Annotated in this window: 22 protein-coding genes and 1 pseudogene; 9 read left to right on the top strand and 14 right to left on the bottom strand. The window is 71.9% G+C overall.

Features of this window, described 5'->3' with window-relative positions; translation table 11 throughout:
• Positions 1-2: 2 nt before the first annotated feature.
• The 5 genes from ABFY07_RS06940 to ABFY07_RS06920 all read right to left on the bottom strand — a co-directional run bounded on the left by ABFY07_RS06940 (position 3) and on the right by ABFY07_RS06920 (position 5,745).
• A complete protein-coding gene (locus ABFY07_RS06940) occupies positions 3-1,265 on the bottom strand; it encodes an LVIVD repeat-containing protein (protein ID WP_346173582.1) in 1,263 nt (420 codons plus the stop codon).
• A 46-nt stretch (positions 1,266-1,311) separates the two neighbouring features.
• Positions 1,312-2,478, bottom strand: a complete 1,167-nt coding sequence (locus tag ABFY07_RS06935; protein WP_346173581.1) for a substrate-binding domain-containing protein — start codon at positions 2,476-2,478, stop codon at positions 1,312-1,314.
• Positions 2,478-3,593: an ABC transporter permease gene (locus ABFY07_RS06930; RefSeq protein ID WP_346173580.1), complete on the bottom strand. Its 1,116-nt coding sequence runs from the start codon at positions 3,591-3,593 to the stop codon at positions 2,478-2,480. The genes ABFY07_RS06935 and ABFY07_RS06930 overlap by 1 nt, the downstream gene beginning before the upstream one ends.
• The gene (locus ABFY07_RS06925; RefSeq protein ID WP_346173579.1) at positions 3,590-5,119 is read right to left on the bottom strand and encodes a sugar ABC transporter ATP-binding protein; all 1,530 of its coding nucleotides are present in this window, start codon (positions 5,117-5,119) and stop codon (positions 3,590-3,592) included. Before ABFY07_RS06925 ends, ABFY07_RS06930 begins: the two co-directional genes overlap by 4 nt.
• Positions 5,120-5,238: 119 nt before the next feature.
• Positions 5,239-5,745, bottom strand: a complete 507-nt coding sequence (locus ABFY07_RS06920; protein ID WP_346173578.1) for an ATP-binding protein — start codon at positions 5,743-5,745, stop codon at positions 5,239-5,241.
• Positions 5,746-5,929: 184 nt separating this feature from the next.
• Here ABFY07_RS06920 and ABFY07_RS06915 point away from each other — a divergent pair, with 184 nt between their 5' ends.
• The 5 genes and pseudogenes from ABFY07_RS06915 (at position 5,930) to ABFY07_RS06900 (ending at position 11,190) form a co-directional block, all read left to right on the top strand.
• A complete protein-coding gene (locus ABFY07_RS06915; RefSeq protein ID WP_346173577.1) occupies positions 5,930-7,813 on the top strand; it encodes a helix-turn-helix domain-containing protein in 1,884 nt (627 codons plus the stop codon).
• A gap of 159 nt (positions 7,814-7,972) precedes the next feature.
• Positions 7,973-8,815: pseudogene (locus tag ABFY07_RS06910) on the top strand (dihydrodipicolinate synthase family protein); the annotation flags it as partial.
• 254 nt (positions 8,816-9,069) lie between these two features.
• Positions 9,070-9,240, top strand: coding sequence for an SDR family oxidoreductase (locus tag ABFY07_RS43090; RefSeq protein WP_404778419.1), 171 nt, complete (start codon positions 9,070-9,072; stop codon positions 9,238-9,240).
• On the top strand, positions 9,237-10,067 hold the full coding sequence (locus ABFY07_RS06905; protein WP_346173576.1) for a DUF1932 domain-containing protein: 831 nt from the start codon (positions 9,237-9,239) through the stop codon (positions 10,065-10,067). The genes ABFY07_RS43090 and ABFY07_RS06905 overlap by 4 nt, the downstream gene beginning before the upstream one ends.
• 52 nt (positions 10,068-10,119) lie before the next feature.
• Positions 10,120-11,190, top strand: a complete 1,071-nt coding sequence (locus ABFY07_RS06900) for an SDR family oxidoreductase (RefSeq protein ID WP_346173575.1) — start codon at positions 10,120-10,122, stop codon at positions 11,188-11,190.
• Positions 11,191-11,238: 48 nt separating this feature from the next.
• Here ABFY07_RS06900 and ABFY07_RS06895 read toward each other — a convergent pair whose 3' ends face one another.
• On the bottom strand, positions 11,239-11,949 hold the full coding sequence (locus ABFY07_RS06895; protein ID WP_346173574.1) for a GntR family transcriptional regulator: 711 nt from the start codon (positions 11,947-11,949) through the stop codon (positions 11,239-11,241).
• Positions 11,950-12,040: 91 nt separating this feature from the next.
• On the bottom strand, positions 12,041-14,974 hold the full coding sequence (locus tag ABFY07_RS06890) for an FAD-binding and (Fe-S)-binding domain-containing protein (protein ID WP_346173573.1): 2,934 nt from the start codon (positions 14,972-14,974) through the stop codon (positions 12,041-12,043).
• 515 nt (positions 14,975-15,489) lie between these two features.
• Here ABFY07_RS06890 and ABFY07_RS06885 point away from each other — a divergent pair.
• Both ABFY07_RS06885 and ABFY07_RS06880 read left to right on the top strand, forming a co-directional pair.
• Positions 15,490-17,229, top strand: coding sequence for a gamma-glutamyltransferase family protein (locus ABFY07_RS06885; protein WP_346173572.1), 1,740 nt, complete (start codon positions 15,490-15,492; stop codon positions 17,227-17,229).
• Positions 17,226-17,945: a YoaK family protein gene (locus tag ABFY07_RS06880; RefSeq protein WP_346173571.1), complete on the top strand. Its 720-nt coding sequence runs from the start codon at positions 17,226-17,228 to the stop codon at positions 17,943-17,945. The genes ABFY07_RS06885 and ABFY07_RS06880 overlap by 4 nt, the downstream gene beginning before the upstream one ends.
• Positions 17,946-18,059: 114 nt before the next feature.
• On the opposite strand, the gene ABFY07_RS06875 is transcribed toward ABFY07_RS06880, so the two are convergent.
• Complete coding sequence (locus ABFY07_RS06875; RefSeq protein ID WP_346173742.1) at positions 18,060-19,400, bottom strand: APC family permease; 1,341 nt, start codon at positions 19,398-19,400, stop codon at positions 18,060-18,062.
• A gap of 345 nt (positions 19,401-19,745) precedes the next feature.
• Between ABFY07_RS06875 and ABFY07_RS06870 the strand changes: the two genes are divergently transcribed.
• The gene (locus ABFY07_RS06870) at positions 19,746-20,465 is read left to right on the top strand and encodes a GntR family transcriptional regulator (protein ID WP_346173570.1); all 720 of its coding nucleotides are present in this window, start codon (positions 19,746-19,748) and stop codon (positions 20,463-20,465) included.
• 19 nt (positions 20,466-20,484) lie between these two features.
• Here the strand turns inward: ABFY07_RS06870 and ABFY07_RS06865 are convergent, their stop codons facing one another.
• The 6 genes from ABFY07_RS06865 to ABFY07_RS06840 form a co-directional block, all read right to left on the bottom strand.
• Positions 20,485-20,970, bottom strand: a complete 486-nt coding sequence (locus tag ABFY07_RS06865; protein WP_346173569.1) for a flavin reductase family protein — start codon at positions 20,968-20,970, stop codon at positions 20,485-20,487.
• Entirely contained in the window at positions 20,957-21,619 is a 663-nt protein-coding gene (locus tag ABFY07_RS06860; RefSeq protein ID WP_346173568.1) for a TetR/AcrR family transcriptional regulator, read from the bottom strand. Before ABFY07_RS06860 ends, ABFY07_RS06865 begins: the two co-directional genes overlap by 14 nt.
• 31 nt (positions 21,620-21,650) lie before the next feature.
• Positions 21,651-22,598: an alpha/beta hydrolase fold domain-containing protein gene (locus tag ABFY07_RS06855; RefSeq protein WP_346173567.1), complete on the bottom strand. Its 948-nt coding sequence runs from the start codon at positions 22,596-22,598 to the stop codon at positions 21,651-21,653.
• A gap of 52 nt (positions 22,599-22,650) precedes the next feature.
• Positions 22,651-23,892 (bottom strand): acyl-CoA dehydrogenase family protein, encoded by a 1,242-nt coding sequence (locus tag ABFY07_RS06850; protein WP_346173566.1) that lies wholly within the window; start codon positions 23,890-23,892, stop codon positions 22,651-22,653.
• Positions 23,893-23,986: 94 nt separating this feature from the next.
• On the bottom strand, positions 23,987-24,388 hold the full coding sequence (locus tag ABFY07_RS06845; RefSeq protein ID WP_346173565.1) for a hypothetical protein: 402 nt from the start codon (positions 24,386-24,388) through the stop codon (positions 23,987-23,989).
• A 199-nt stretch (positions 24,389-24,587) separates the two neighbouring features.
• Complete coding sequence (locus tag ABFY07_RS06840; RefSeq protein ID WP_346173564.1) at positions 24,588-25,037, bottom strand: Lrp/AsnC family transcriptional regulator; 450 nt, start codon at positions 25,035-25,037, stop codon at positions 24,588-24,590.
• 166 nt (positions 25,038-25,203) lie between these two features.
• On the opposite strand from ABFY07_RS06840, the gene ABFY07_RS06835 reads away from it, so the two are divergent.
• Positions 25,204-26,232, top strand: a complete 1,029-nt coding sequence (locus tag ABFY07_RS06835; RefSeq protein WP_346173563.1) for a Glu/Leu/Phe/Val dehydrogenase dimerization domain-containing protein — start codon at positions 25,204-25,206, stop codon at positions 26,230-26,232.
• Positions 26,233-26,278 lie beyond the last annotated feature (46 nt).

Below are 26,278 nucleotides of genomic sequence, written 5' to 3'. Positions count from 1 at the left end.
GTTCACTCCCCGTCGTACTGCAGGATGTACAGCCCCGCGTTGTAGTCGGTCACGTACATCACGCCGTCCGGGTCGACGAAGACATCGCAGCTCTGGATGACCTGCGGCCGGCCGGGCCGTACGTCGTACATCCGCCGCGGGGCCGGGGGCACCCAGGCGCCGGTCTCCCGCGGCCGGAAGGCGTCGCTGATGTCGAAGACCCGTACTCCGGCGTTCTGGTAGGTGGCGAAGATCAGGTCGCTGCTGACGAAGGAGCCCGGCCGGTTCTCATGCAGGTTGTGCGGACCGAAGTGGCTGCCCTTGGCGACGTAGTCGGTCTCGTCGGGGGTGGGGAGGGTGGCGATGCTGACGGGGTTGTCCGGCTGCCGGATGTCGAAGATCCAGGTGTGCTTGAGGCCGTCGGCGCAGTTGTCGGCGATGCCCTCGTCGGCCACCACCAGAAGGTCGCGGTCGGGCAGCGGGAGCGCGCTGTGGGTGCCGCCGCCGAAGGGCGGTGCCCAGTTGCGGTGGGTGATGAGTTCGGGCGCCGCGCGGTCGGAGACGTCCAGCAGGGTCAGCCCGCCGTCCCGCCAGCAGCCGTAGGCGGTGTCGCCCGCGACGACGGCGTGGTGCAGACCGTACCGCCAGCGCCCGGTGTCCCAGCCGGGCTTCTCGCCGCCCGCGGCGTGCATCCCCGGCAGCCACCAGCGGCCCACCGGCCGGGGCCGGGCCGGATCGCTCATGTCGATGGTGAGGAAGATGTAGTCGGTGTAGCCGTCCAGAAGTGCCGAGGCGTAGGCCCAGCGGCCTCCGACGTACCACAGCCGGTGCAGGCCGACGCCGTCGACCGGCATGAACGCGATCTCCCGGGGGCGCGCCGGTTCGCTGATGTCGTAGACGCGCATCCCGGCGCTGTGCCCGCCGGAGCGGGCGGCGGCCGCTCCGACGGAGCGGCCGTAGTAGGCCGACTCGTCCGCGAAGCTCTGCGCCGCGAAGAGGTTGGCCGCGTTGATGACCAGCAGCAGGTCGTCGGCGGTCTGCAGATGGATGCTCCAGGTGCCGGGCGGGGCGGACAGGAACGCCACGGGCTCGGGGGTGCGCGGGTCGCGGACGTCCACCACCGTCACGCCGTTGGAGAACATGTGGCCCACAAAGGCGTGGCCGCGGTGGACCATCACCTGTACGCCGTCGGCGCGGTTGCCCTGATCGGTGTGGCCGAGGAAGGAGATGTTGGAGGCGAAGTCGGGCTCGGTCCCGGCGCTCGTGGCGTTCGTGCCATGCGTCATCGTGCTGTGTGCTCCCTGTGAGAAGACGTACGGGGTTCGGCGGGGTTCAGCGGCCCCAGATGGCCCGGTATCTGTCGCGGTAGCCGTTCGGGGGGTCGTAGCTGCCCTCGTCGCCACCGGCCTTGTGGACGTTGCCGGCCACGACCACGTGCACGGGCGGGGCGAAGCCGCTGGGCTTCTTTCCGGTGAAGGCGCGGTTGAGCTCGTCGACCGCCTGCCATCCCTGGAGGTTCAGAGGCTCGGGAACGGTCGCCTGCTGGTAGTCGCCGGAGGCGATGCGCTGGAAGGCGGCCTTGGTGCCGTCCTGGCCACCGAAGTGGAGCCGGTCCGGCTGGACACCGGCGGAGCGCAGCGAGGAGGCGGTGTAGTCGAAGTAGCCGTCATTGATGCCGATGACGTGGGTGAGCTTGCCCTTGTACCGCTGCACGAGGGAGGTGATGAGCTGCGGCATGCGCTGGGAGACGTCGGCGATCGGCACCTCGGTGGTCTCCAGCATCGAGCACTCGCCGCACTCCTTGATGCGCTTGCGCATCGCGTCCGCCTTCAATCGGGCGATCTCGTACTGGGAGTCGGTGAGGATCACCACGCCGGCCCGGCAGTGCGAGGTGGCGATCACCCAGTCGCTGGTGGCCCGGCCGATCACGGCGGGGTCGGTGGACAGGTTGGTGAAGACCTCGGGGTCGGCGATGGGCCCTGGCCGGGCCGCCGAGTGCCAGCCGACCACCTCGATCCCCTGGGCGGTGGCGCGGCGGATGGCGTCCTTCTGACCCGCGGCGTCGACCGAGCCGAGCACGATGCCGTCCGGCTTCAGGGCGACCGCCTGGTTGAGCGCGGCCGCCTGGTCGGAGACCGTTCCCTTGCCGTCGATGAGCTGGAAGCGCCAGCCGATGGCCTTGGCGGCCTCCCGCACGCCCTGGCCGACGCCGTGCGCGCCGCCGTTGCGCTCGTCGGTGGAGACGTAGACGACGAACTTGCCGCCTGCCGCCTTCGGCCCCGTGGTCGGGCCGGTCCAGGAGGTGGGCAGGGACTCGGCCTTGTCGAAGGACTTGCGGGCGGCCGGGTAGAGCGAGCAGGAGCCGGAGGCGGACTGGTCCTTGCCGCCGTCACCTCCGCCGGAGGAGTCCCCCAAGGTGCTGGAGCAGCCGGCCAGGAGGAGCATGGCGCCGGCGGCCAGCCCGGCTGCGAGTGGTCTGGCAGAGCGGTACGTGCGCATCAGGAACTCCCGGTGGGGGTGGCGGAGGGGGACGGTTCCACGGCCGAGGATTCGGAGGCGGGCGGTGCGGACGCGGCCCGCGCGGCCGTGGCGGCGGTGGCGCGGATGCGCCGCCGCTGGGCGAAGCCGGACAGGCCGACCGCGAGCACCAGCGTGCCGCCGTTGAAGAGGGGTTCGACGAAGAAGGCCTGGCCAAGCTGTTCCAGACCGGAGATGCCGACGGCAAGGACCAGGACGGCGAGGACGGTGCCCCACACATTCGCCCGGCCGGGGCGTACCGAGGTGGAGCCGAGGAAGGCCCCGACGAAGCCGGGGAGCATGAACTCCGGGCCGATGTTGGCCTGTCCGACCTGGAGCTTGGAAGCGACCAGCACACCGGCGCAGGCCGCCAGGACACCGGAGAGCATGAACGCCCCGGTGGTGTAGCGGCGGGCGGAGATGCCGGTGAGCGCGGCGGCCCGGGGGTTGGCGCCCAGGGCGTACATCCTGCGCCCTACGGGCAGGAACTCGTACGCCACCCACAGCACGAGCGCGACGGCGGCGACGTAGAGCGCGGCGATCGGTATCCCGGCCACCTCGGTGGCCGTCAGCCGCAGGAACGCGGTTGAGAGCCGGCCGGTGACCTGCTGTCCCTGGGTGTACCAGTTGGACACCCCGAACAAGATGGTGCCCATGCCGAGCGTGGCGATGAACGAGTGGATTTTCGCCACTTCCACCAGCAGCCCGTTGACCAGCCCGACCAGCGCGCCGACGGCGAGCACCACGACGACGACCAGCGGCCAGGGCAGCCCGGCCCGCACCTGGAGGCCGACGGCGAGGATGTGGGTGAGTCCGAGGAGATAGCCGACCGACAGGTCGAACTGCCCGGCTGTCATGGGCACCATCACGGCCAGCGCGATGAACCCCACGGCGGCCTTGTCGGCCAGGATGGTGCGGGCGTTGAACGCGGTGGGAAAGGTGTCGGGCAGCGCCAGGCTGAACGCGATCACCAGCACGACGAGCAGCACCAGCAGCCCGTGGGTGCCGATCAGCCGCTGCGGCGACAGTCGTCGTGGACGCGCGGACGCGGTCCGCTCGGCGGTGGGGGGTGAGGTCGTGGGCGCGGTGGCGGTCATCGGGAGTTCTCCGTTCGAGCGGGGGAGCCGTGGGAGGCGGCCGCGATCAGGGCGGCCGGGGTGAGCTGCTCGCCGTCCAGCAGCCGGCCCGCGCGGCCCCGGTTGAGGACGAGGGCGCGATGGCAGATTCCGGCGACCTCTTCGAAGTCGGAGGAGATGACCAGGACGGTGTTGCCGGCGGCGGTGAAGTCCCGCAGCAGCTTGTAGATCTCGGCCTTGGCGCCGATGTCGACACCGATGGTCGGCTCCTCCAGCACGAGCAGGCGGATGGGGCTGCTCAGCCAGCGGGCCAGCACCAGCTTCTGCTGGTTGCCGCCGGAGAGGGTCTGTGCCTGGCGGTCCGGGTCGGCCGGCCGTACGGTGAACCGGTCGATCAGCTCCCGGGCCGCGCGGCGCTCGGCGGCCCGCGGCTGGGGGAGCAGGGCCCTGGCGCCGCGCCGGCCGGGGTTGAGGAAGAGGTTCTCGGTGGTGGTCAGGTCGGCGGCCAGCGACTCCTCGGCCCGGTTGCCGGACACGAAGCCGACGCCCCGGGCGAGAGCCTCCGCCACCGAGCCGGGGTGCCACTCCCGGCCCTCCCACTCGACGGTGCCGCCGCACAGCGGGATCACGCCGAACAGGGCCCGTCCGATCTCCTCCTGGCCCGCGCCGCGCAGTCCGGCGAGCCCGAACACCTCTCCGCGGCGCAGTTGGACCGACACCGGTCCGGCGGCGGGGGTACGGACGTCCCGCAGCGCGAGCAGGGTCTGCTCCCGGGGCGGCCGGGAACGGGGGAACACCTCCCCGAGCGGTCGGCCCACGATGGCGCTGACCAGTGCGTCGGGGTCGGTGTCGGCCGTACGGCCCTGCCAGACCAGGCGTCCGTCACGCAGCACCGAGACCTGGTCGGCGATGCGGAACACCTCGTCGAGCCGGTGCGTGACATAGAGCGCGCCCACGCCCTGGTCGCGCAGCCGGTCCAGGGCCGCGAGCAGGGCGACCACGTCCTCCTCCGGCAGGGTGGCGGTCGGCTCGTCCAGCACCACCACATCGCGGCGCTGGGCGAGCGCCCGGGCGATGGCGACGATGGACCGCGCGCCGGGGGCGAGCGAGGACACCGGCTGGTCGACGGGGATCTCGGCGTGCAGCAGGTCGAGGACCTCCCGGGCCCGCCGGGCCACCGCCCGCCAGCGGATCAGCCCCGCGCGCCGGGGATACCCGACGGTCAGGGCGATGTTTTCGGCCACGGTGAGCGTCTCGACGAGGCCGAGATCCTGGTGGATGAACGCGATGTCCAGGTCCTCGCCGAGCGCGACGGACGCGCCGCGGCGCCGGATCTCGCCGCCGTCGGCCCGGTGGACCCCGGCGAGCATCTTGATCACCGTGGACTTTCCCGCGCCGTTCTCGCCGAGCAGCGCGTGGACCTCACCGCCGTGGAGCGCCAGGTCGACGCCGTCGACCACCGTGACCCCGTTGAACCGCTTGGTGAGCCGGCGGCAGTCCAGCAGCGGCTGGACGGCCGTTACGGCCTGCTCATGTCTCGTGAGCACGTCGGCCTCCCTACGTCGGCGCCTGCAATACGCCGTTTGCCTGGCCGAAACCATGCCGGTGCGCCAGTGTGGGTCCTATGTGGCCGTTCCTCGTTTTTCCGCTCTCACGTTGTGGGCCGTCACAGGGTCCGGGCCGGATCCGCGGCGGCGGGCTCGGGGACCGGGTCCGCGGCCGTGTCCGCGGCGCGGACCAGGCACGCGTGGACCGTCTTGCCGAAGGGACGGCGGACCGCGCCCCAGTGCTCGGCGAGGTGGTCGACCAGGCTCAGGCCGTAGCCACCGCACGCACCGCGCCGGGACTCGGGAACCACCCCGGGGAGCGTGTCGCCGCGGTCGTCGACCTCGATGGTCAGGGCCCGGCCGTCCCATCCCATGCGCAGCTCGACGGCACCGCCGCCGTGCCGCCCGGCGTTGGTCACCAGTTCCGAGACGGTGAGCACGGCGGAGTCCGCGGTGTCGCGGAGCGCGGCGTCCGGGGAAGTCGACAGCCCGGCCGCGGCCAGCAGCTCCCGGGCGGCGGCACGGGCCCGGGCCCCGGGGTTGGGCTCGTGGAGGAGCGGGAGACGGCAGGCGGCCGGACGGACTCCGGCACGAGCCGAGCGGGGGGACAGGGGCGCAGGGATCATGATGGTTCCTCGATGCCGCGGCCGAGGCGGCGCAGCGCTCAGGGGGCCGCCCGGCAGACCGCCCGAGCGGGGAAAAACACTCGATATCCAGGTGAAACGATGCCCCTGACCTGGTTCTCGTCTCATAGGGGCATGCCTAGACTTTTCGGAAGGCGCTTGTGATCAGCCACAGCTGGAGGCGGCCGTGAGCCACGACACGGAACTCGACCGGCTGCGGCGCTGGTCGGACGCGGTCACCGAGATCACCAGGATGGTCAACTCGGACAGCGGCGCCGGGCTCCTCGACCTGATCGCCGCCCGTACCGCGGAGCTGACCGGATACGACTTCTGCTCGGTGCAGCTTCACGACGCCGAGCACCAGAGCCTGCTCATCGCCGGGTCCTTCGGCCTGGATCCGAGGTATGTGGAGCACGTCAACACCGACCGGCCGATCCGGCTCCGCGCCGGGGACGACTTCTACGACAGCCCCTCCAGCCGCGCGTTCCGGGAGCGGCGCACCATCGAGGTGGCGAGCGTGGCGGACACGGTCTTCGCCCCCTGGCGCCCGATCGCCGAGGAGCAGGGCTACCGGTCGATGCTCGCCGTGCCGATGGTGGTCGAGGGCGAGGTGGTGGGCGTCCTCACCTGCTACAGCCGCCGGCCGGGCGAGCACGCCCCCACCGAGCGGGACGTGGCCGAGCTGATGGCCGGGCAGGCGGCCGTGGCCATCCACACCGCCCGGCTGCGCCGCCGGGAGCGGCAGGCACTGGCCAGACTCGAGGAGAGCAACCACGCCCTGCAGCGCCATCAGAAAGTGCTGGAGCGGGCCGACCGGATGCACCGCCAGCTCATGCGGGTGGTGCTGGCCGACCAGGGGCTGGAGGACGTGGTGCAGGCTCTCGCCAGGGTGCTGCGCGCGCCGGTGACGATCGAGGACTCATCGGGAGCCGAACTGGTGCACGCGGACTTCCTGAGCAGCCGGGCGCGACCGCTGCCCCCGGTCGCCGACCCCGCGGTGGCCGCCGCGCTGGAGGCGGTCCAGTCCCGTAAGCAGGTCACGGTGGTGCGCCCGGAGGAGAGCGACGGGCCGGCGGGGGACGACTTCTGGGTGGGCCCGGTGGTGATCGGCAGCGAGGTGGTGGCGCGGCTGTGGGTACGGGCCCCCTCGCAGGGACTCGGCCCGCTGGAGCGCCGGGCCGTCGAACGGGGCTGCCTGGTGGTCGCCATGGAGATGCTCAAGCGGCGCACGGCGCTCGAGGTGGAACTGCGGCTCTCCCGCGACGTGCTGACCGACCTGCTGCTGGGCGAGGGCGCGCACCGACCCGCGGATCTGCTCGCCCTGGCCGGGAACCTGGGCCACGACCTGTCCGTGCCGCACCGTGTGCTCGTCGCCTCGCTGGACGGCGGCAGGGGCGCGCCGCGCGACCCTGAGGTGGCGGGACGGCGCATGGTCTCGGCGGCGCTGCGGGCCGCCGACGGTATCCGGCCCAAGCCGCTGGTGGGGTTGCGCCAGGACACCGGCATCATGCTGCTGCCCACCGCGTCCACGAGCGTCCGGGGGCCCGGGGAGGTGGCCGGGCGCTGGCGCGCCGAGCTGGAGCGGCTGTCCTCCGAGTCGAGGGCGACCGTGATCCTCGGCGAGTCCTGTGCGGACGTCGCCGACTATCCGGCGGCGTTCGCCGTGGCGCGGGGCGCGCTGCGCCTGGCCACCCGCGGCGGCCCGGTCGGCCGGGTCGTCGACCTCGCCGAATTCGGGATCTACACCGTGCTGCTGCGCAGCTCCGACCCCGAGCCCCTGCTGGAGTTCGCGTCCGCGAAACTGGCGCCGGTGCGCGCCCATGACGAGCGGCGCGGCACCGATCTGCTCAGGACGCTCCGCGCCTACCTGGAGCACGGCGGGCGCACCAGCGAGGTGGGGGCCGAGCTGATGGTCCATGCCAACACCGTCCTCAACCGGGTGGCGCGGCTGGAGAACCTGCTGGACGTCGACCTCGCCGATCCCCGCGCGCGCCTGGAGATCCAGCTCGCCCTGATGGTGGCCGACGTCGCCGACGCCACGGGTGTGGCGAACCACAGCCCCCGCGCCTGAACTATGGGCACGCCCCTATGTGCCGTGCGGGGCCCGCCGGGGACGCTCATGGCCGAGGCGGATCTTCCGCTTCGCTTCGGAGCGAAGGAGACTCGACGGTGAGCCGATCCGCAGCACTGACGCGCGGGGTATGGGGCGTGCTCGCCCACCCCGTTCCACGGCCCCGATCTGAGGGTCGACCGGACGTCGGTGGAGCGGCTGGTCCGCCTGTACCGCGACTGCGGAGCCACCGGGCTGACCGCACTCGGGGTGTTCGGCGAGGCCGCCGCGCTCACCCCGGCGGAGCGGCGCGAGGTGCTGGCCGCGGTCGCCGGGGCACGCGGCGCGCTGCCCGTGGTGGCGGGGCTGACCGCGCTGGCCACCCGGCCGGCGGTGGAGCAGGCCGTCGAGGCGGCCACCGTCCTGGGCGACGGGTGCGCCGGTGTCATGATTCAGGTCAACACCCCCGACGGGGACGCCCTGGCCCGGCATCTGCGTGCCGTGCACGAGGCCTGCGGCGTCGGCGTCGTCGTCCAGGACTACCCACTGCACAGCGGCGTCCGGATCGACCGCGCCACCCTCGCCAGGACCGTGGTGGACTGCCCCTTCGTGATCGGGGTCAAGGCCGAGGCCGCGCCCACCGTGCCGGCCGTGGCCGCCGTCGCCGAGCGCACCGGGGTCCCGGTCTTCGGCGGACTGGGCGGGGTCGGTCTGCTGGACGAACTGGCGGCGGGCGCGGCCGGGGTGATGACCGGGTTCTCTTTCCCCGAAGCCCTCGTCGCCACGGTCGGCGCCTGGCACGCCGGTGGCTTCCCCGCGGCGCGGGAGGCGCTCGCCCCCTGGCTGCCGCTGATCAACTTCGAGGCTCAGGCAGGAATCGCGCTGGCGGTGCGCAAGGAACTGCTACGGCGGCGCGGACTGATCGCCGAAGCCGGGGCGCGGCTGCCGGCCCCGCCCCTGCCCGCCGGTCTCGCGGCGTTCGCCGAGGCGCATCTGGCGGCGGTCGCACCGGTGGCGGGTTGAACACCGGGGGCCGCCCATGGCGGCGGCCACCGACATCACCGAGGAGCAACTGGCCGCCGCGCACGACCTGCTGCTGTCCACGCGCCGCCTGCCGGCGCTGGTGCTGCCCGGCATGCGGCGGCGGGGCTGGGGGCGGGTGGTGGCGATCGGCTCCAGCGGGATCGAGGAGCCGCCGCCCGGCCCGGCGCTCTCCAACACCTGCCGGGCGGCGCCGGCCGGGGGCCGGGGGCCGGGGGAGAACCGAGCCCTGAACGATCCCGGCGGGCCGGTACGGCCGCCCCGAGGAGTTCGCGGCGGTGGCCGCGTTCCTGTGCGGCGAGCCCGCCTCGTTCGTCACCGGCCCCCGGATCAGGGTGGACGGCGGACTGACTCATCGCGGGCCACTGAGATCGGGTGGCCCCCTGTTCGAAGGCGAGACGGCATGAGCTGGGCAGTGCTGGGGATGGGCCCCGTGGGGCAGCGGTTCGCGGACGAGCTGGAGGGGGCGGGACGGCAGGTGGTCGTGTACGACCCGGTGCCCGGCCGGTGCGCCGGGCACCGGGCCGCCGACTCGGCGGCCGCGGCGGTGGAGTCGGCCACCTGGGTGCTCTCGGCCGTGCCCGCCGCGGCCTGTGACACCGCCGCCCAGGCGGTGGGCCGGGCCGCCGGCGAGGACACACACCTGGTCGACATCAGCTCCGCGGAGCCGGAGGCCAAGCGGACCGCGGCCCGCCATCTGCCGGACGGGCGCTATGTGGACGCCACCTTGCTGGACGCGATCACCGCGGAGACCCCGCTGGTCTGCCTGTCCGGCCCGCACCGGGAAGCGGCCGCGGCGGCGCTGGCCGGCCTCGGCCTGGAGATCGTCTCCGCGGGCCCCCAGGTGGGGACCGCCGCACGGGTCAAACTGCTGCGCTCCCTGGTGATGAAGCCACTCGAGCTGCTCACCATCGAGCTGATGGCACGGGCGCGGGACCTCGACCCGGAGGGCATCGCGCTGCGGTCGGTGGAGCGCTCACTGCGCACGCCCTTCCGGACGGTCGCGCACGACTTCCTGACCAGCAACCGGCTGCATGCCGGGCGCCGCGCGGCCGAACTGGTCGCGGCGGCGGCAGCGGTGGCGGCACCGGGCTCCGCACCGGTGTACGCGCCGATGGCCGAAGGTCTCGCCCGGCTCGCCGAGCGCTGGCGGGAGCCCGGCGCCCCGGCCGCCGACGCGCCGGCCGAACTGCTGCTGACACATCTGTCGCCGGACGGCGGGAGCGGCCGTTGACCGGTCGTCACCGCGCGACGGCGCACCCCAACCGATTCACGAGGTGGAGACCATGAACACATCAGTGACGCACGGAACCGTCCTGGTCGCCGGGGCCGGCGGCGTCATCGGCCGGCACGCCGCGGCCGAGTACGCCCGACAGCCGGGCCGGCGGGTCCGGGGCGTCAGCCGCCGGCCGCCCCTGGACGCCGCCTGGGAGCATCTGCCGGTGGACCTCGCCGACCGGGACGCCGCCCGGACCGGGCTGGCCAAGGCGGGCGACACCACGCATCTGGTCTTCGCCGCGTACAGCGAGCAGGGCTCGCTCGGCGCGCAGATCGCGCCCAACCTCGCCCTTCTGGACCACACGCTCGACGCCCTCGACGCGGCCGGGGCGCCGCTGCGACACGTCACCCTCTACCAGGGCGGCAAGGCGTACGGTGCCCATCTCGGCCACTTCAAGACGCCCGCCAGGGAGGACGATCCGCGCCTGCTCGGCCCCAACTTCTACTATGACCAGGAGGACCGGCTGCGCCAGGTCGCCGAGGAACGGGGCTTCGCCTTCACGATCCTGCGCCCCGAGGGCGTGGTGGGTTACGCGGTGGGCAACCCGATGAACCTGCTGATGGTCATCGGTGTGTACGCCGCGGTCTGCCGGGAGCTGGGGCTCCCCCTGCGGTTCCCGGGGAGCCACGCCGCCTATGACGCGCTCTACCAGGTGACCGACGCGGAGTTGCTGGCGCGGGCGACCGTGTGGGCGGGCGGCAGCCCCGCCGCCGCCGGGCAGGTCTTCAACGCCACCAACGGCGACCAGTTCCGGTGGCGCCATGTGTGGCCGTCCTTCGCCCGCCACTTCGGCATGCCCCTCGCCGAGCCGCAGCCGCTCTCGCTCAGCGAGCACATGGCGGACAAGGAGGAGGTGTGGCAGCGGCTGGTCGAGCGGCACGGCCTGCGGCCCACACCGTGGCAGGACCTGGTCGGCTGGGGCTTCGGGGACTTCCTCTTCCACGCGGGCTTCGACAACATCAGCTCCACCGTCAAGATCCGGCAGGCCGGGTTCGGCGACTGTTACGACTCCGAGCGGCGCTTCCTCGAACTCTTCGAGCGGCTGGCCTCGGAACGTATCCTGCCGCCCGCTGGGTGAGGGGAAGGGGTCGGGGGAGTGCGCATCCCGCCGGCCACGGACTCGGTGTCAGTGCTCGTCGGCGCAGTGCTCGCCGCCGCCTACCCATTCCCGCCATTCGAGGTAACTGGTGGATTCCTTCTCTCCCACCAGCAGTTCCGCGGAGTTGAGCAGATGGCGGAGCATCGCCCGGGCCGCGCCGTCCGGTGCGCGGGCGGCGATCGCCCGGGCGATCCGCTCGTGCTCCGCGATGACCTGCGTCGCGTCCCGGTACCGGGGGATCGTGCGGAGCCCCTGCAGAGTGGCCGTGTCGCGCAGACCGCTTACGTGGTCGGCGAGCCTGCGGTTTCCGCTGCCGCGCAGGATCACCTCGTGGAACCGGTGGTCCGCGGTGTAGAACGTCTCCACGTCGTCGACGTTGTCGCGCATCTCCTGCAACGCCGCTTCCAGGTCCTGACGCTCCTGCTGGGACATTCGGGCGGCGGCCCGCCGGGTGGCCGGCGGTTCGAGCAGGAGCCGCATGGTGAAGATCTCGGCGAGATCGGCCTCGCTGGTGGTGGCGATGCGGACGCCGCGGTTCTTCTCGATGTTGACGAGCCCGGCGTCCTCGAGCCGTAGCAGCGCCTCCCGTACAGGGGTGCGGGACACCCCGAACCGCTGCCCGAGTTCCTGGGCGGAGTACAGGTCTCCGCCGACCAGGTCCCCCCGGCGGATGGCGTCACGGATCTCGACCGCGAGCCGATCCGTCTTGCTCGGCACACTCTCCGGTCGTTGCACCACGTCCCCATCCGTCGGTCCCACGTCATGCACACCGTACCGGGCAGGAGCGCCCCCACCCCCGGCGGGCGCTCCCTGCCCGGGTTCCTCGACGTCACTCCCGCGCGACGGACCGCGCCTCCGCCGAGTCCATGGCCGGCTCGCGCGACAGCAACTGCGCCAGGTGCACTCCCCGTACACCGGCCAGGTCGTCGGCCTGAGTGCGGCAGGAGAAGCCGTCGGCGATGAACACCGTTCCGGCGTCCGCCTGCCGCAGCGCGGGCAGCAAGGCGTTCTCGGCGACGGCAACGGAGACCTCGTAGTGGCCCTTCTCCATACCGAAGTTCCCTGCGAGGCCACAGCATCCGGCGAGTTCCGTGATGCTCGCGCCGGCCTTCGCGAGCAGCTCGCGGTCGGCGTCGAAGCCGAGTACCGCGTGCTGGTGGCAGTGGGGCTGGACGACGGCGGTGAGCCCGGTGAGGTCCGGCGGCGTCCAGGTGGAGTCCTCCGGAAGACGACGGGTGAGCAGCTCGGCGAGGGTGTGCGTGGCTTCGGCCACCGCCCGCGCACGGGGATCGCCGGGGAGGAGTTCCAGCAGGTCGGAGCGGAGGACAGCGGTGCAGGAGGGTTCGAGCCCGACGATCGGGGTGCCTTCCTGGGCGTACGGGGCCAGGACGTCGAGCACACTCGTGAGCCGGTCGCGGGCGGCGTCGAGCTGACCCGTGCTGATCCAGGTCAGGCCGCAGCAGGCCTTCCGCTCCGGTACGACCACCTCGAATCCGGCCTCCTCCAGGAGGTGGGCCGCGGCTCGGGGGACACCCGGACTCAGCGTGTCGGAGAAGGAGTCGGCCCACAACACGACCTTCGCGGTCGGCGCGGTCCCGCCGGAGCGCTCCCCGGCCTTGTGGCCGCGGCGCCAGTGCCGGGTGAAGGTTTCGGGGGCGACGCGCGGGATCCCCCTGCGGTGGTCGATGCCGGCCAGGCGCAGCGACAGGCTCGCCAGCGGCCGTACGCGCATGACGGCGTTGATGATCGCGGGGCCGACGCGTCCGGTCCGGCCGAGCAGGGAGAGCCAGGCGGGCAGACGCCCCAGGCTGTAGTGGGTGAGGGGACGCCGTCGCCCCTTGTACGCCTCGTGCAGGGCCTGTGACTTGTAGGCCGCCATGTCGACGCCCGCCGGGCAGTCGCTGCCGCAGGCCTTGCACGACAGACACAGGTCGAGCGACTCACGCACCTCCGGGGAGCCCCAACCGCCCCGTATCAGAGTGCCGTTGACCATTTCCTGGAGCACCCGCGCCCGGCCGCGGGTGGAGTCCTTCTCATCGCGGGTGGCCTGGTAGGAGGGGCACATGAAGCCGCCGGAGGCGCTGTTGTCGGCACGGCACTTTCCGACGCCGGCGCAGCGGTGCACGGCCTTGGCGAAGTCCCCGTCGTCGTCCGCCAGGGCGAGGCCGCCGCGCAGCGGCAGGCCGGGAGCGGCGGGGAGGCGCAGGTCCGCGTCGACCGGGCGCGGCTCGACGAGCACGCCGGGGTTGAGGAGGTGGTCCGGGTCGAACAGCGCCTTGAACCGGCCGAACAGGTCGAGTGCCTCGGAGGAGTACATCAGGGGCAGCAGACCGCTGCGGGCCCTGCCGTCGCCGTGCTCACCGGACAGGGAGCCGCCGTAGGAGGCCACCAGGCGAGCGGCGTCGTGCAGGAAGCCACGCAGCACGTCGCCGCCGCGCTCCAGCGGCAGGTCGAGCCGGACGTGGACGCAGCCGTCGCCGAAGTGCCCGTAGGGCACACCGTGGACCCCGTGGTCCGCCATGAGTTCCTCGAAGTCGCGCAGGTACGCCCCCAGGTGTTCGGGGGGTACGGCAGCGTCCTCCCAGCCGGGCCACGCCTTTTTGCCCCCGGAGGAGCGCCCGGCCAGGCCCGCGCCGTCCTCACGGATGCGCCACATGGCGGTGGCGGCGGCGCCGGTCGGGAAGACCACGTGGTCCAGGGCCTGGGCGTCCCGGGCGATCGCCTCGCCGGTCCGCCGCGCCTCGCCCGCGTCGGCACCGCCGACCTCGATCATCAGCCATCCCGCACCGGCGGGCAGCGGCGGCACCCGGTCAGCTCCGCGATACCGGCGGACCACGTCGACCAGGCGGGCGTCGAGGCCTTCCACGGCGAGCGGCCCGTGCTTCAGGAGGGCCGGTACGGCGTCCGCCGCGGCGGCCATGTCCGGATACCCGAGCACCACCAGGACCCGGGCGGGGGCCACCGGCACCAGGTCCACCTCGGCACCGAGGAGGACGGCCACCGTGCCCTCCGTGCCCACCAGCGCCCGGGCCAGGTGCTGCCCCCTCTCGGGCAGGAGGTGTTCGAGGGAGTAGCCCGACGCCTGGCGCGCGAAGCGCCCGAACTCGGTGCGCAGCACGGCGAGACGGGAGCGTACGAGCGCCTCCAGGCCCGGCACGGGAGCCAGGCCCCGGCCCGCGGTGTAGCGCCGCCCGGTGCCGTCCACGACGTCGAGCGAGGCGACGTTGTCCGCGGTCTTGCCGTAGGCGACCGCGTGCGAGCCGCACGCGTTGTTGCCGATCATGCCGCCGAGCGTGGCCCGGGTGTGGGTGGAGGGGTCGGGGCCGAACCGCAGCCCGTGCCGTCCGGCGGCGCGCTGCAGGTCGGAGAGGATCACGCCGGGCTGGACACGGGCGGTACGGGCGTCCGGGTCGATGGCCTCGATCCGGTTCATGTGCCGGGAGAAGTCCAGCACGATGCCGGTGCCGATGGCGTTGCCCGCGATGGACGTGCCGCCGCCCCGAGAGGTGAGCGGGACACCGGTCCGACGGGCGACGCCGACTGCGGCGAGCACGTCGTCCGCGTCCCGGGGCTGGACCACGACACCTGGAACCACCCGGTAGTTGGAGGCATCCGTGGAGTACTCGGCGCGCCTGCGCACGGAGTCGTCCACCTCGCCCGCGATCGCGGTGCGCAGCGCGGCCACCGCCGCGGCCATGGCCCCGTCGGAAGCCTGGCCGCCGCCGGAGCCTCGGGAGATGGGGGAACCGGAGGAGTGGTCCACGGTGATGTCTCCGTTCTGGATGAGTCCGCACGCTCATGTCGCATGCAACCCAGGCGTAAAGCGGCGGCGCCGCAGTCGGCGCAGGGGCTCCGTCTCCCGGCCGTGCGGTCTGGTGACATGAGCCGCTTCCCCGTATGACACGGGGAAGTCTCGGACTCGGATGTTACATGCAAGTCCTTGCGGCAGGAACCCTCTGGCCTCTATGTGCTGGTGAGGTGCGCCGCTCAGCCCTGCTGTGACCGAGGGTACTGGCGGCGGAGTATGTCTCAGAGGAACCTCGCGCGGTGGTTTCTCGTCGTTGCGCCCCCGTGTCACCCGTTGTTGCATATCACTCTCGGCCGAACGTGCTCGGTGGGAGCGGGGTGAGGTGTGGCCGGGTCGGCAACCCCGATTCGCCCCCGGCTCGGGCAATATTGGATACAATTACGGCTATGTTTAATCCAATCTCGGGCTCGAAGGCAGCGCCACTCGCCGACGGCTTCACGACAAGGCCGACGCTCCAGGGGTCCTTCGGGATGAGCGCCTCCACACACTGGCTCGCCACGGCGACCTCGCAAGCCGTCCTGGAACGCGACGGCAATGCCTTCGACGCGGCAGTGGCCGCCGCCTTCGTGCTGCACGTGGTCGAGCCGCATCTCAACGGACCCGGCGGCGATCTGGTGGCCCTGTTCGCCACTTCCACGGTCTCCGACCCCATGGTGCTGGTGGGCCAGGGCCACGCCCCACGCGGCGCGACCGTCGAGCACTTCACCGCGGAGGGCCTGGACCACGTGCCCGGCGCCGGTGCCCTGGCTGCCGCCGTCCCCGGTGCCGTCGTGTCATGGCTGTGGTTGCTGGCCGAGCACGGCACCTGGGAACTGCCCGACGTACTCGCCTACGCCATCCACTACGCCGAGCGGGGACACGCGATCGTGCCGCGGCTGGCCCGGGTCCTCGCCACGGTCGAGGACCTGTTCCGCGAGCACTGGCCCAGCTCGTGGCGGCTGTGGATGCCCGACGGGCGCCTTCCCCAGCCGCACGAGGTCATCACGAACTCCGACTACGCGACCACCCTGCGCCGCTTGATCGCGGCCGGCGCCGGCGCCGCCACGCGAGAGGGCCGTATCGGCGCCGCGCGCGAGGCATGGCAGCGGGGATTCGTCGCCTCCGCCGCCGCCGACTTCACAGCGAGGCCCCACCGGCACTCCTCCGGCCGGGACCACGCGGGCGTCATCCGTGTGGAGGACTTCGCCGACTTCGAACCGACCGTGGAACACGCGGCGACCCTGGAGTTCCGGGGCGTCACAGTGGCGAAGACCGGGCTCTGGGGACAGGGGCCCGTCCTGCTTCAGGCCCTGGCGATCCTGGATCACTTCGAGGACCGCTTTCTGGATCCCGCCACGGCTGACGGCATCCACACCATCACCGAGGCGGTCAAGCTGGCGATGGCCGACCGGGAAGCCCATTACGGCCACCTGGACGCCGACGAGGCCGACCGAGTCCTCACCCGGCTGCTCTCGCCGGGCTACGCCGAGCAGCGTGCCGCGATGATCGGCGCGCGGGCGTCGATGGCATTCCGCCCCGGCGACATCGGGCATGCGTCCTTCCGTCCGCCGCTGGTCGAAGCGAGTCCGATGGCGGCCGGGGCGGGGCTGGGCGAACCCACCGTGCAGCGATCGGGGGAGACCCGGGGCGACACCTGTCACCTGGACGTGGTCGACCGGCACGGCAACATCATCTCGGCCACGCCTTCGGGCGGCTGGCTGCAATCCTCCCCGGCCATCCCCGGGCTGGGATTCTGCCTCGGCACCCGGTTGCAGATGACGTGGCTCGACCCTGCCGCCCCCTCGCGCCTCGAACCCGGCAGGCGCCCCCGCACCACCTTGACCCCCACCCTGCTGCTTCGCGACGGGGAACCCGTCGCGGCGCTGGGCACGCCCGGCGGCGACCAGCAGGACCAGTGGCAGCTCCTGTACCTGCTGCGCACCCTCGTCTTCGGACAGACTCCTCAGCAGGCCATCGACGCCCCCGCCTTTCACACCACCGCTGTGCCCAGCTCCTTCTGGCCCCGCACGTGGACCCCCGGAGGGTTGGTCGTCGAGGAACGCGTCGGCACGCCGGTGGTCGAGGAACTGATCGGGCGGGGCCATGCCGTCACCCTGTCGGACCCATGGAGTCTGGGACGCCTGTCCTGTGTCTCACGCGACCCGGCCCGAGGGCAGCTCCAGGCGGCGGCCAATGCCCGTGGCGCCCAGGGCTACGCGGCCGGCCGGTGAGCGGCCTCACCCGGCAGCGGCCGAAGCGGGCGTCGGCCGATCGCGGCCGACGCCTCGGCACCGCCCTGATGCTGCTCCTGACCTTCACCACCGGGATGATCGACGCCGTCGGCTACCTGGGCCTGGGCAAGGTGTTCGCCGGCAACATGACGGGCAATGTGGTCATCCTCGGCATGGCCGTCACCGACTCGGGCCATCTGCCGATCACCGGCCCCGCACTGTCCCTGGTGTGTTTCGCCTCAGGCGCGGCGATCGGCGGGCGCGCACTGCGGGCGGCCGCCCCGGGCTGGAGCGGGAAGTGCACGGTGCTGCTCGGGGGAGTGGCGGCTGCCCTGGCCGTTGCCGGCGCCGCTGCGCCGGCCGTCGGCCATCCGCCGCGCCCCTGGCCCGGGCTGGCCGTCTCCGGCCTGTTGGCCCTGGCCATGGGGGCTCAGGCGGCGACTGCCCGGCATATCGCGGTGAAGGATGTCACCACCGTTGTGGTGACCTCGACGATGACAGGACTCGCGGCCGACTCCCGGTGGGGAGCCCGGCGCGCACAGCCGTGGGTCCGACGCCTGTCGGCCATCGCACTCATCTCGGCGGGAGCCGGAGTCGGCGCCTGGCTGCTGCGGTGGAACACAGGCTGGGCAGTGATCACGGCCGCCGTCCTCACCTTTGCCGCGGCGCTCGTCGGTCACAGGGCCCGATGCGCCGGGGAACCAGCGCCACGATGACGTGTTGCCGCGGCGGTCGGGAACGCTCGGACGGAGTGGTGGACGTCATGGCCGAGTTCGGCCCGGCCGCACCGCGGGGTCCCGCCGCAACGCTGTGGGACCCCGCGGTGCGGGTCATCCGGCCAGATGCTCGTCGAGGGCGGCCTCGCCCTTCCTGCGGCAGATCGCCACGCCGCACACACCGGCGAGGGCCGGCACCACCGGCATATAGGCGACGATCACCGAGTCGCTGCCGGTGACGGCCTGGTAGTTCATGATCACGATCGCCGCGGTCAGGAGCAGTCCCAGCCCCGCGACAGCGGGAGCGGCCACCGTCTCCCACCGGCTTTCGCCGACCTTGCCGCGCAGCGCGGCGGCGATCACGCTCACGCAACAGCCCGTCATCAGGGCGAGCAACGACAGGGACGTGATGCCGGACACCGCGGGGAACAGGTTGGAGATCGGATCGGCGCCGACGAGGACGAACGGCACCAACATCGCGACGGAGACGGCGGTTTGCGCGGCCGATCCCAGATACGGAGTCCCGTGACGGTCATGCACCTTGCACAGGGGCTTCGGCAGGTACCCGGCGCGCCCCAGCGCGAACATGTACCGGGTCGCGATGTTGTGGAAGGCCACCGCCGAGGCCAGGAAGCTGAACGTCACCACCGCGCTCAGCAGCGACCCGGACCAGCCCCCGAGGTACTGGTCGGCGGCGGCGAAGAACAGGGAGCCGGGGTCCTTGGCGGCCACGGCCCGCACATCGTCGAAGGCGGCCACCAGGGACCAGGTGGAGAAGCAGAAGATCCCGACCAGCAGGGCCAGCGCCGTGTAAGTGGCGATCTTGATGCTCCGGCGGCCCGCTTTGGCCTCCTCGCCGTAGTCGGCGGTCGCCTCGAAGCCGGCGAAGGACAGGACACAGAACACCAGGCTGAGTGCCACATTGCCGTGGAAGACATTCCTCGGGGCCACCACATCCGGTGACCACCCTCCCGGGTTCTCGGCCAGGACGACCACGGCCAGCAGCAGGATGACGGCGAACTGGGCGAGGGAAACGACCGTCATCACCTTCTGCGCGAGGTCCACGCCACGGATGCCGAGGAACCACATGATGAACAGTGCCACCAGCCCATAGGCGTACCAGGGCGCGGACAGTCCGGTGCTGGAGGTGACGGTCAGACCCGCGAAGTAGCCTGTCGCCGCGATCATCCCGCCGGCCGCCAGGTTGTAGACGAGTGTGGCGATGAACGCGGCAGCCGCTCCACAGTAGCGCCCCAGGCCGAATGTGATGAACGCGTAGTAGGCGCCGGCGTTGGTCACATACCTGCTCAGCACCGAGTAGCCGACGGCGAACAGGGCGAGCAGCGCTCCCACGGCCAGCAGGAGACCGACGGTGCCCCGGCCTGCGCCGAGGCCCAGACTCAAGGACAGGTTGGATGCCATGGCGGTCAGGGGAGCGGCCGCGGCGACAACCATGAAGATCATGCCGACGGCGCCGATCGAGCTTTGGCGGAGCTTGGGGGACTCCGGTCTGACTCCGGTTGTCCGGTTCTCAACGGTCACAGGCTGTTCCTCCAGAGTCGGTGAGCACCGCCGCCATGCTGAATGCGATTTGCTCAGGATTGGATCCAATCGCAACATGGCAGGCGCTCGACCGCACCGTCAAGACATGAACCGGAGGGAAACCGGGCGGGTCCCGGCGCCGCCCGGGTCCTGGCCCCGGGGCTGGGGGCACGGGGCTAGGATTGGATACACCCGGTGTGCGGTCACATCCGATGCGTGCCGGGGCGGACATGGCAATCGGGACCAGGGGGACGAGAGATGCCGCGGTCGGAGCAGGGGGCTGCACTCAGCCGCACGGAACAGAAGAGGCTGGTCGGTTCACTGGTCGATGCCCTCCAGGACCGGATCGGGGAGGGCGAGATCGGCGTCGGCTCCTGGATCCGCCAGGACCGCATCGCCGAGGAGTACGGCGTGAGCCGCACGCCGGTGCGCGAGGCGCTGCGCCAGTTGGAGGCGCTCGGCGTCGTCGAGATCATCGCCAACCGCGGAGCCCGGGTGAAGCTCCCCTCCATGCGGGACATCGCCCAGGCGTTCGAGGTACGCGGCGTACTGGAAGGCCATGCGGCCTGGCTGGCGGCCCGCAATATCGGGCAGAGCCAGCTCGACCTCCTGAAAGAGACCGGGGCGTGGTTCGAGGACGTCATCGGATGGGCCGCGCGGGGCACCGAGGACGCGATGGCCAAGGCGCGCGCCGACTGGTTCCGCGCCAACGGCACCTTCCACGCCACCGTCATCGCCGCTTCTGGCAACCACCAACTCGAAGTCGCGATCGACCAGTTGCATCGACGGCTGCCGCGCGGACTGACCTGGACGGCGCTCGGCGGCGACCCGCGACTGCTGAAGGAGAACGCCGAGGACCACGCCCAGATCCGCCGCGCGATCGAGGATCAGGACGGCGAGCTGGCCCGTCAGCTCACCATCGGGCACAGCGACCGTGCCAGGGAACTCATCCTCATGCGCTCCGGCGAACTTTCCTGATGCGAACGTCAACCAGCTCTCAGGCGAGCTGGCGGAACGCACTGGCGTGGAACACCAGCGGTGTGCTCTCCGGGTCGGATTCCAGGCCCACGATCCTCAGCAGGGCGATGGAGTGGTCGCCGGCCTCGACCTCGCGTTCGAGGGCGCAGTCGAAGTGCGCGGCGGCCCCCTCCACGAACATCGCGCCTTCGGCCGTGACCTGCCAGGGGATGCCGCTGAAGCGATCGCCCTCCTTGCGGGAGAGCTGGCGCGCGTGGCCGCCGTGCGCGTCGGAGAACACGCTCACCCCGATCCGATCGGCCAGCCGCAGCTTCCGCCAGGTGCGCGACGTGTTCTGAATGCACACCGAGATCAGGGGCGGGTCCAGCGAAACCGGCGTGAAGGCGCTGACCGCCATGCCCACCGCCTCGCCGCCGACCTGGGCGCAGATGGCGGTGACCCCGCTGGGAAAGCAGGCGAAGGCCCGTCGCAGCACGGCTGCGTCGTGGGGTTCAGTGAAGGTCATGGTCTTCTCCGGGTGGAGCGCCGACAGGGGTCGGGATCGTGAGATAAAGGCATGACATCTCGGCCACGTGCGCGGCGTAGGTGCGCCAGGGCGGGATGCCGGCGTAGGTGGTCTCGCCCTCGGGCGAGCTCCCCTCGGTGATCGTCCGGGAGATGAGGCTCTGCACGACGACCTCGTACAGGACGTCCACCGCGGTCGTCCGGTCCCGGGAGATCGATTCGCCGTGGCGCCCGAGGGCGTCGCGGAAGAGGTTCTTCATGCGCTCGTGGAAGACGAAGCCACGGCGCCGCATGGCCGGGTCGTCGGCGCTGTGCAGGAAGACGAAGGCGAACAGCCGGCTGCGCGTGTGCAGTGCTTCGGCGAGCGTGGTGACCAGCGTGGTCAGTGTGGAGCGAAGATCACCCGGGTCCGCTTCGGCCCTGCTGCGCACCTCCTCCTCCAGTTCGGTGAGGACGTCGTCCTTGACCTCGCGCAGCAGCGCTTCACGGTTGGGGAAGCGCCCGTAGACACCACCGATGGACAGCCCGGCGGACCGCGAGACGCCGGTCATCGTGAAGTCGGCGATGCCGCTCTCGGTGAGCATCTCGACGGCCGCGGTCAGAATCTGTTGGGCGGAGCGGCGACTGCGATCCTGCTGCGGCTCCTTCACCGTCTTGTCGACAGCGATGGTGTGACTCCTCTCAACGGGCCCGCGACGCGGGCCGGCTCCGGTTCCAGGTGTGGTGCAGGAACTCGACGGCTTCCGTCAGCCGTTCGGGCGTGGTGAAGTCGGGGGCGGCGTGGTCGGCCCCCGGTACGACGACCAGCCGGGCATCGTGGCCCCGGGCGGTCAGTCCGTCGTGCAGCCGACGGCTCTGGGCCAGGCCCACCCGGTGGTCGTCGTCGCCGTGCAGGATCAGGAACGGCGGCGGATCCGTCACCCGGTCGGCGAGGGCCAGCGGGTCGGCGGCAGCGGCCCGGGCCGGCTCCTCGGCCGGGTCGAAGCCGAGGAACTGCCGGGCGATCGCCTCGATCGCCCGGACCTCGGCCTCGGTGTTGTCGAAGGCGTCCTGTCCGAGTCGGGTGGGGTCCGCCACGCCGTAGTGGTCGATGACGGCCGACAGCCGGCTGGAGGCAGCGGCCGGATCGCCCACCGGGCGGCCCAGCGGCGAGTCACCGGCCAGCCCGGCCATGGTGATCAGATAGCCGCCCGCCGAGCTGCCCCAGCCGGACACCCGGGTGGCGTCCAGGTCGTAGTGTCCGGCGTTGACACGGATCCAGCGGACCGCCGCCCGGATGTCCTCGACCGGCTCCGGGAAGTGCACCTCGCCGGAGAGCCGGTAGCCGACCGAGGCCACCGCGATCCCGTGGGCCGGCAGGTCGTGCCATGGCCCCATCGCCTTGATACCGCCGACGAAGCTGCCGCCGTGCGCGTACACCACCACGGGGAACGGCCCGGTTCCGCCGGCCGGCAGGTGCAGGTCGAGCAGGAGCGGCCGCCAGCCGATCATCGTGGCGTAGGGGATGTTCAGATAGCTGCGCGCCCCGGGCATTGCCGCGACGCACACCGGGGTGGTCAGCGACGGGGGTGCCAGCGCCGCGTAGTCCATCGGTGCCACCAACTCGGACGGGTGGGCCGGCGCAGTCATGGTGTCCTTCCCTGTCGGGGCCACGTTCTGGCGGGATCGCGTCCCGGCGGGCTCAGATGCGGATGTAGTCGGGGACCGCGGGCAGCTGGCCGTCGAGGTCGAAGGCGCCGATGAACGCGCTCTTGGCGTCCACGGAGTCATGGCTGCCGAAGACCCGCGCATTGCGCCAGAACCGGTCGAGGCGGTACTTGTTCGAGGTGGACCGGGCCCCGGTCAGATCGTGGATCCGGGAGGTGACCTCCAGCCCGGCCTGTGTGCTGGCCACCTTGGCCCGGAAGCCGCGGATCGCCATCTCCTCGGCCGGCACGGCGAGCCCCGGCGTCTCGAGTTCGTCGGCGACGTTCACCATCAGCGCGCGGGCGGCGGCCAGTCGACTGGACAGCTCGCCGATCTGGCGGTGCATCAGCGGGTCCTGGGAGGCGGTGCCGAACTTCGGCATGCTCGGCCTGTTGAGCTGCCGCACGAAGGCGAGCGCCGCCTCCAACCCGCCCTCGCCGATGCCCTGGAGCAGCCCGGCGTGCAACAGCATCGCCGCGCAGAAGAAGTAGGGGTCGGCGTGGTGTGCCGGGAAGTGCCAGCCGTCGGGTACGAAGACGTCCCGGTAGCTGATGGTCTGACTGTACGTGCCGCGCTGGCCCATGTTGTCCCAGTCGTGGTGTGCCTCGAGGGCCGGGTCGTCCAGTCTGATCAGCGCGTGGTGCCGGGTAGCGGTCTCCAGCGACTCGTCGGCGCCGAGCAGGGCGAAACTGACGCTGCTGATGTCCCGGCCGCCGCCACCGCTATTGGTGTTGAACGTCTTCACGCCGCTGACCACCAGCCCCCCGGGCACCCGGCGGCCGACGACGCGCCCGGTGCCGCCGGTCTCCGCGTTCGAGGCGACGAAGCGGCGTCCCTGGTGGAGGAGTTCCTCCGCGAGCTGCTCCTTGGTGGCGATGTCGAGCTCGGGAGCGGTGAAGATCTCCCGAGCGACCAGCGAGGTGCTGACGAAGCACTGCCCGGTCGAGCCGTCGGCCGCCGCCAGCTCGGCCAGCGTTTCGATGACCTGCCGCCAGGCACCGAAAGACGGCCCGTCCCACACGCCGCCGAACTCCACCGGCACGTTGACGGCCAGCAGGCCGGCCTCGCCGATCAGCCGCATGTTACGGGTCGGGTCGCAGCCGGTCGCGTCGATCTCGATCGCGTCCTCGGCGAGCACCGGGCGCAGTGCCCGCGCCCGCTCGACGATCTCGTACCGGTTGGTCGGCAGAGGGCCGCCCACCGGCGAGGCGGCGGTGCTGGGCTCGGCTGTTGTCACATCTGCTCCTGGCAATATGAATGCGAATCGTGATTCGGATATCAAGCCGTGTGGCGCCGTCGGGATCCGCCCGGAAGGGAGGGGGCTCGCGCCCTCAGGCGTCGGTGCCGGGCTTGAACTCGCCGCGGTCGTTGAAGGTCCATGGCCGGGCCTCGGCACTGGGGGAGGGCTCCAGCAGCTCGATGATGTAATGCGTGTTCCCCGTGGCACCCACATTGCGGATGCGGTGCGGGGTCAGGGGCTCGCTGTGCCCGACCGTGCGGTAGAGCACGAAACCGGGCCGGGCCTTCTGGACGATGCCCCACTCGTCCGTGCCGAGCTCCTGCCCTTGGGAATCACCGGCGACCGGCCAGAGCACCACATGGTCGTGATGGTGCTGGTGATAGCCGACCTCCTGACCTTCCTCGAGTGTCATCGACCAGACGCGGACCCGGTCGTTCTCGAACAGGAGCGTGTCGCCCGGAGCTGGGGAGTACGGGGGGTCCTGTGGCGTCATGCCGGTCTCCGATCGGGTTCGCGTGGCCGTCGTGCGGATCTTGAACCAATGTGGTTCGGATTGGATCCGATCTGAGGCTGACAGTCCGGCGAGTGCCGGTCAAGGGGTGAACCGCGAATGAATGCGATTTTGCATTCGCATTTCCGTTCCGCGGTCTCGGCCTCGGAGCCCGCCGCTCGCGGGTGTCCTCAGGGTGTCCTCAGGGTGATCGGCGCCACGTTCCCAGGACCATGAGCGTCTTCGTCCCGATCACGGAGCCACCGCGCCGGATCTGATCGATGACCTGCCGCAGATGCTGCACGCTGCCGACCCGCACCCGTACCAGGGCGTCCGGATCGCCGGCCGTGGTGAACACCTCGACCACCTCCGGCACCGCGGTGACCGCCGCCGTGATGCTCTCGACATCGGTGTCCCCCGTGAACCGCAGCTCGGTGAAGGCTTCGAAGGTGGCGCCGAGCCGGGAGTGGTCGACCACCGTGGTGTAACCGACGATCACCCCGAGCCGTTCCAGTCGGTCGATGCGCCGCTTGACGGGAGACGGGGACATGTTGACCCGCTGGGCGATGTCCGTGACTGTCCGGCGGCCGTCCTGGATGAGCAGTTCGAGTATCGCGCGGTCGATGCCGTCGACCCCTTCTGAGTCGTTCATGGCGGCACTGTAACCGTCGGCGCGCGACTTTCTCGCGTGTGAAGGGCCACTGACTTACCGCATCGTGCGCGTCGCGCAGGAATCACACAAGGTAATTGCCCATCCTCCTCGGCTCGCCCTCCAATGAGGCCACCCAACACGGAGCGAGCAGTGAGGAGCCGCGGCCATGCCCGAGATCGACGCCTACTGGGCCGGCGAACAGACGGTTTTGTGCCGGGACGACCGATCGGGCCTGCGCGCCGTCATCGCCGTCGACGACACCACGCTCGGACCCGGCCTGGGCGGTGTCCGGCTGGCGTCCTATCCGAGCCCGCAGGCCGCCGCCACCGAGGCACAACGCCTCGCCGCAGCCATGACCATGAAGAACGCATTGGCCGGGCTGCCCTACGGCGGTGCCAAATCAGTGATCATCAGCAGCGGTCCGATCCCGGAGCGGGCCGCGCTGATGGATGCCTTCGGCCGGTTCGTCGCCCGTCTGCGCGGCACCTACATCCCCGGCGTCGACATGGGTACCACCACCGAGGACCTCACCGTCATGGCCGCCGCCGGCGCCACCGTCTCCTGCGCCACCACCGACCCTTCCCCCTGGACCGCGGCCGGTGTGCTCGCGGCCGCCCTCGCCGCCGCCCGACACGAGTTCGGCGACGACGACCTGACCGGGCGCCGCGTCCTGGTCCAGGGCGTCGGTCATGTCGGCGCCGCGCTGGCCAGGTCGTTCGCCGATCGAGGTGCCCGGGTGTACGTCGCCGACATCGACGCCGGACGGGCGGTCGGCCTCGCCCAGGACATCGGCGCCATCGCGGTGCCGGCCGACCGGGCACTGGCCACCCCGTCCGATGTGTTCGTGCCCTGTGCCCGCGCCCGGGTCATCGACGCCCCGCTGGCCCGCCGCCTGGACACCCGCATCGTGGTCGGCGCCGCCAACGACGTGCTCGCCGACGACTCCGTCGCCGACGTCCTGGCGGAACGCCGGATCGTCTACGTGCCGGACTTCGTGGCCAACGCCGGCGGTGTCGTCCAGATCCACGCGCTCGCCGACGGCTGGGACACCACGCGCCTCAAGAACACCGTGGCCGCCATCGGAGACCGCGTCACCACAGTGCTCACCGCGGCCCGCCGCTACGGCACTCCGCTGCGCGCCGCCCAGGAGCAGGCCAGGCGCATCGTCCGCGCCGCGGCTCTGCTGCCCGGCTGACATCCGGGCGGCCCCGCCAGGAACGGACACCATCATGAAAGGGACA

It is taken from the genome of Streptomyces sparsogenes subsp. cuspidosporus, from assembly GCF_039532705.1.
GTDB classification, from domain to species: Bacteria; Actinomycetota; Actinomycetes; order Streptomycetales; family Streptomycetaceae; genus Streptomyces; species Streptomyces sparsogenes.
The sequence above is the reverse complement of the archived record's forward strand: the minus strand, read 5'-3'. Positions and strand labels throughout refer to the sequence as shown.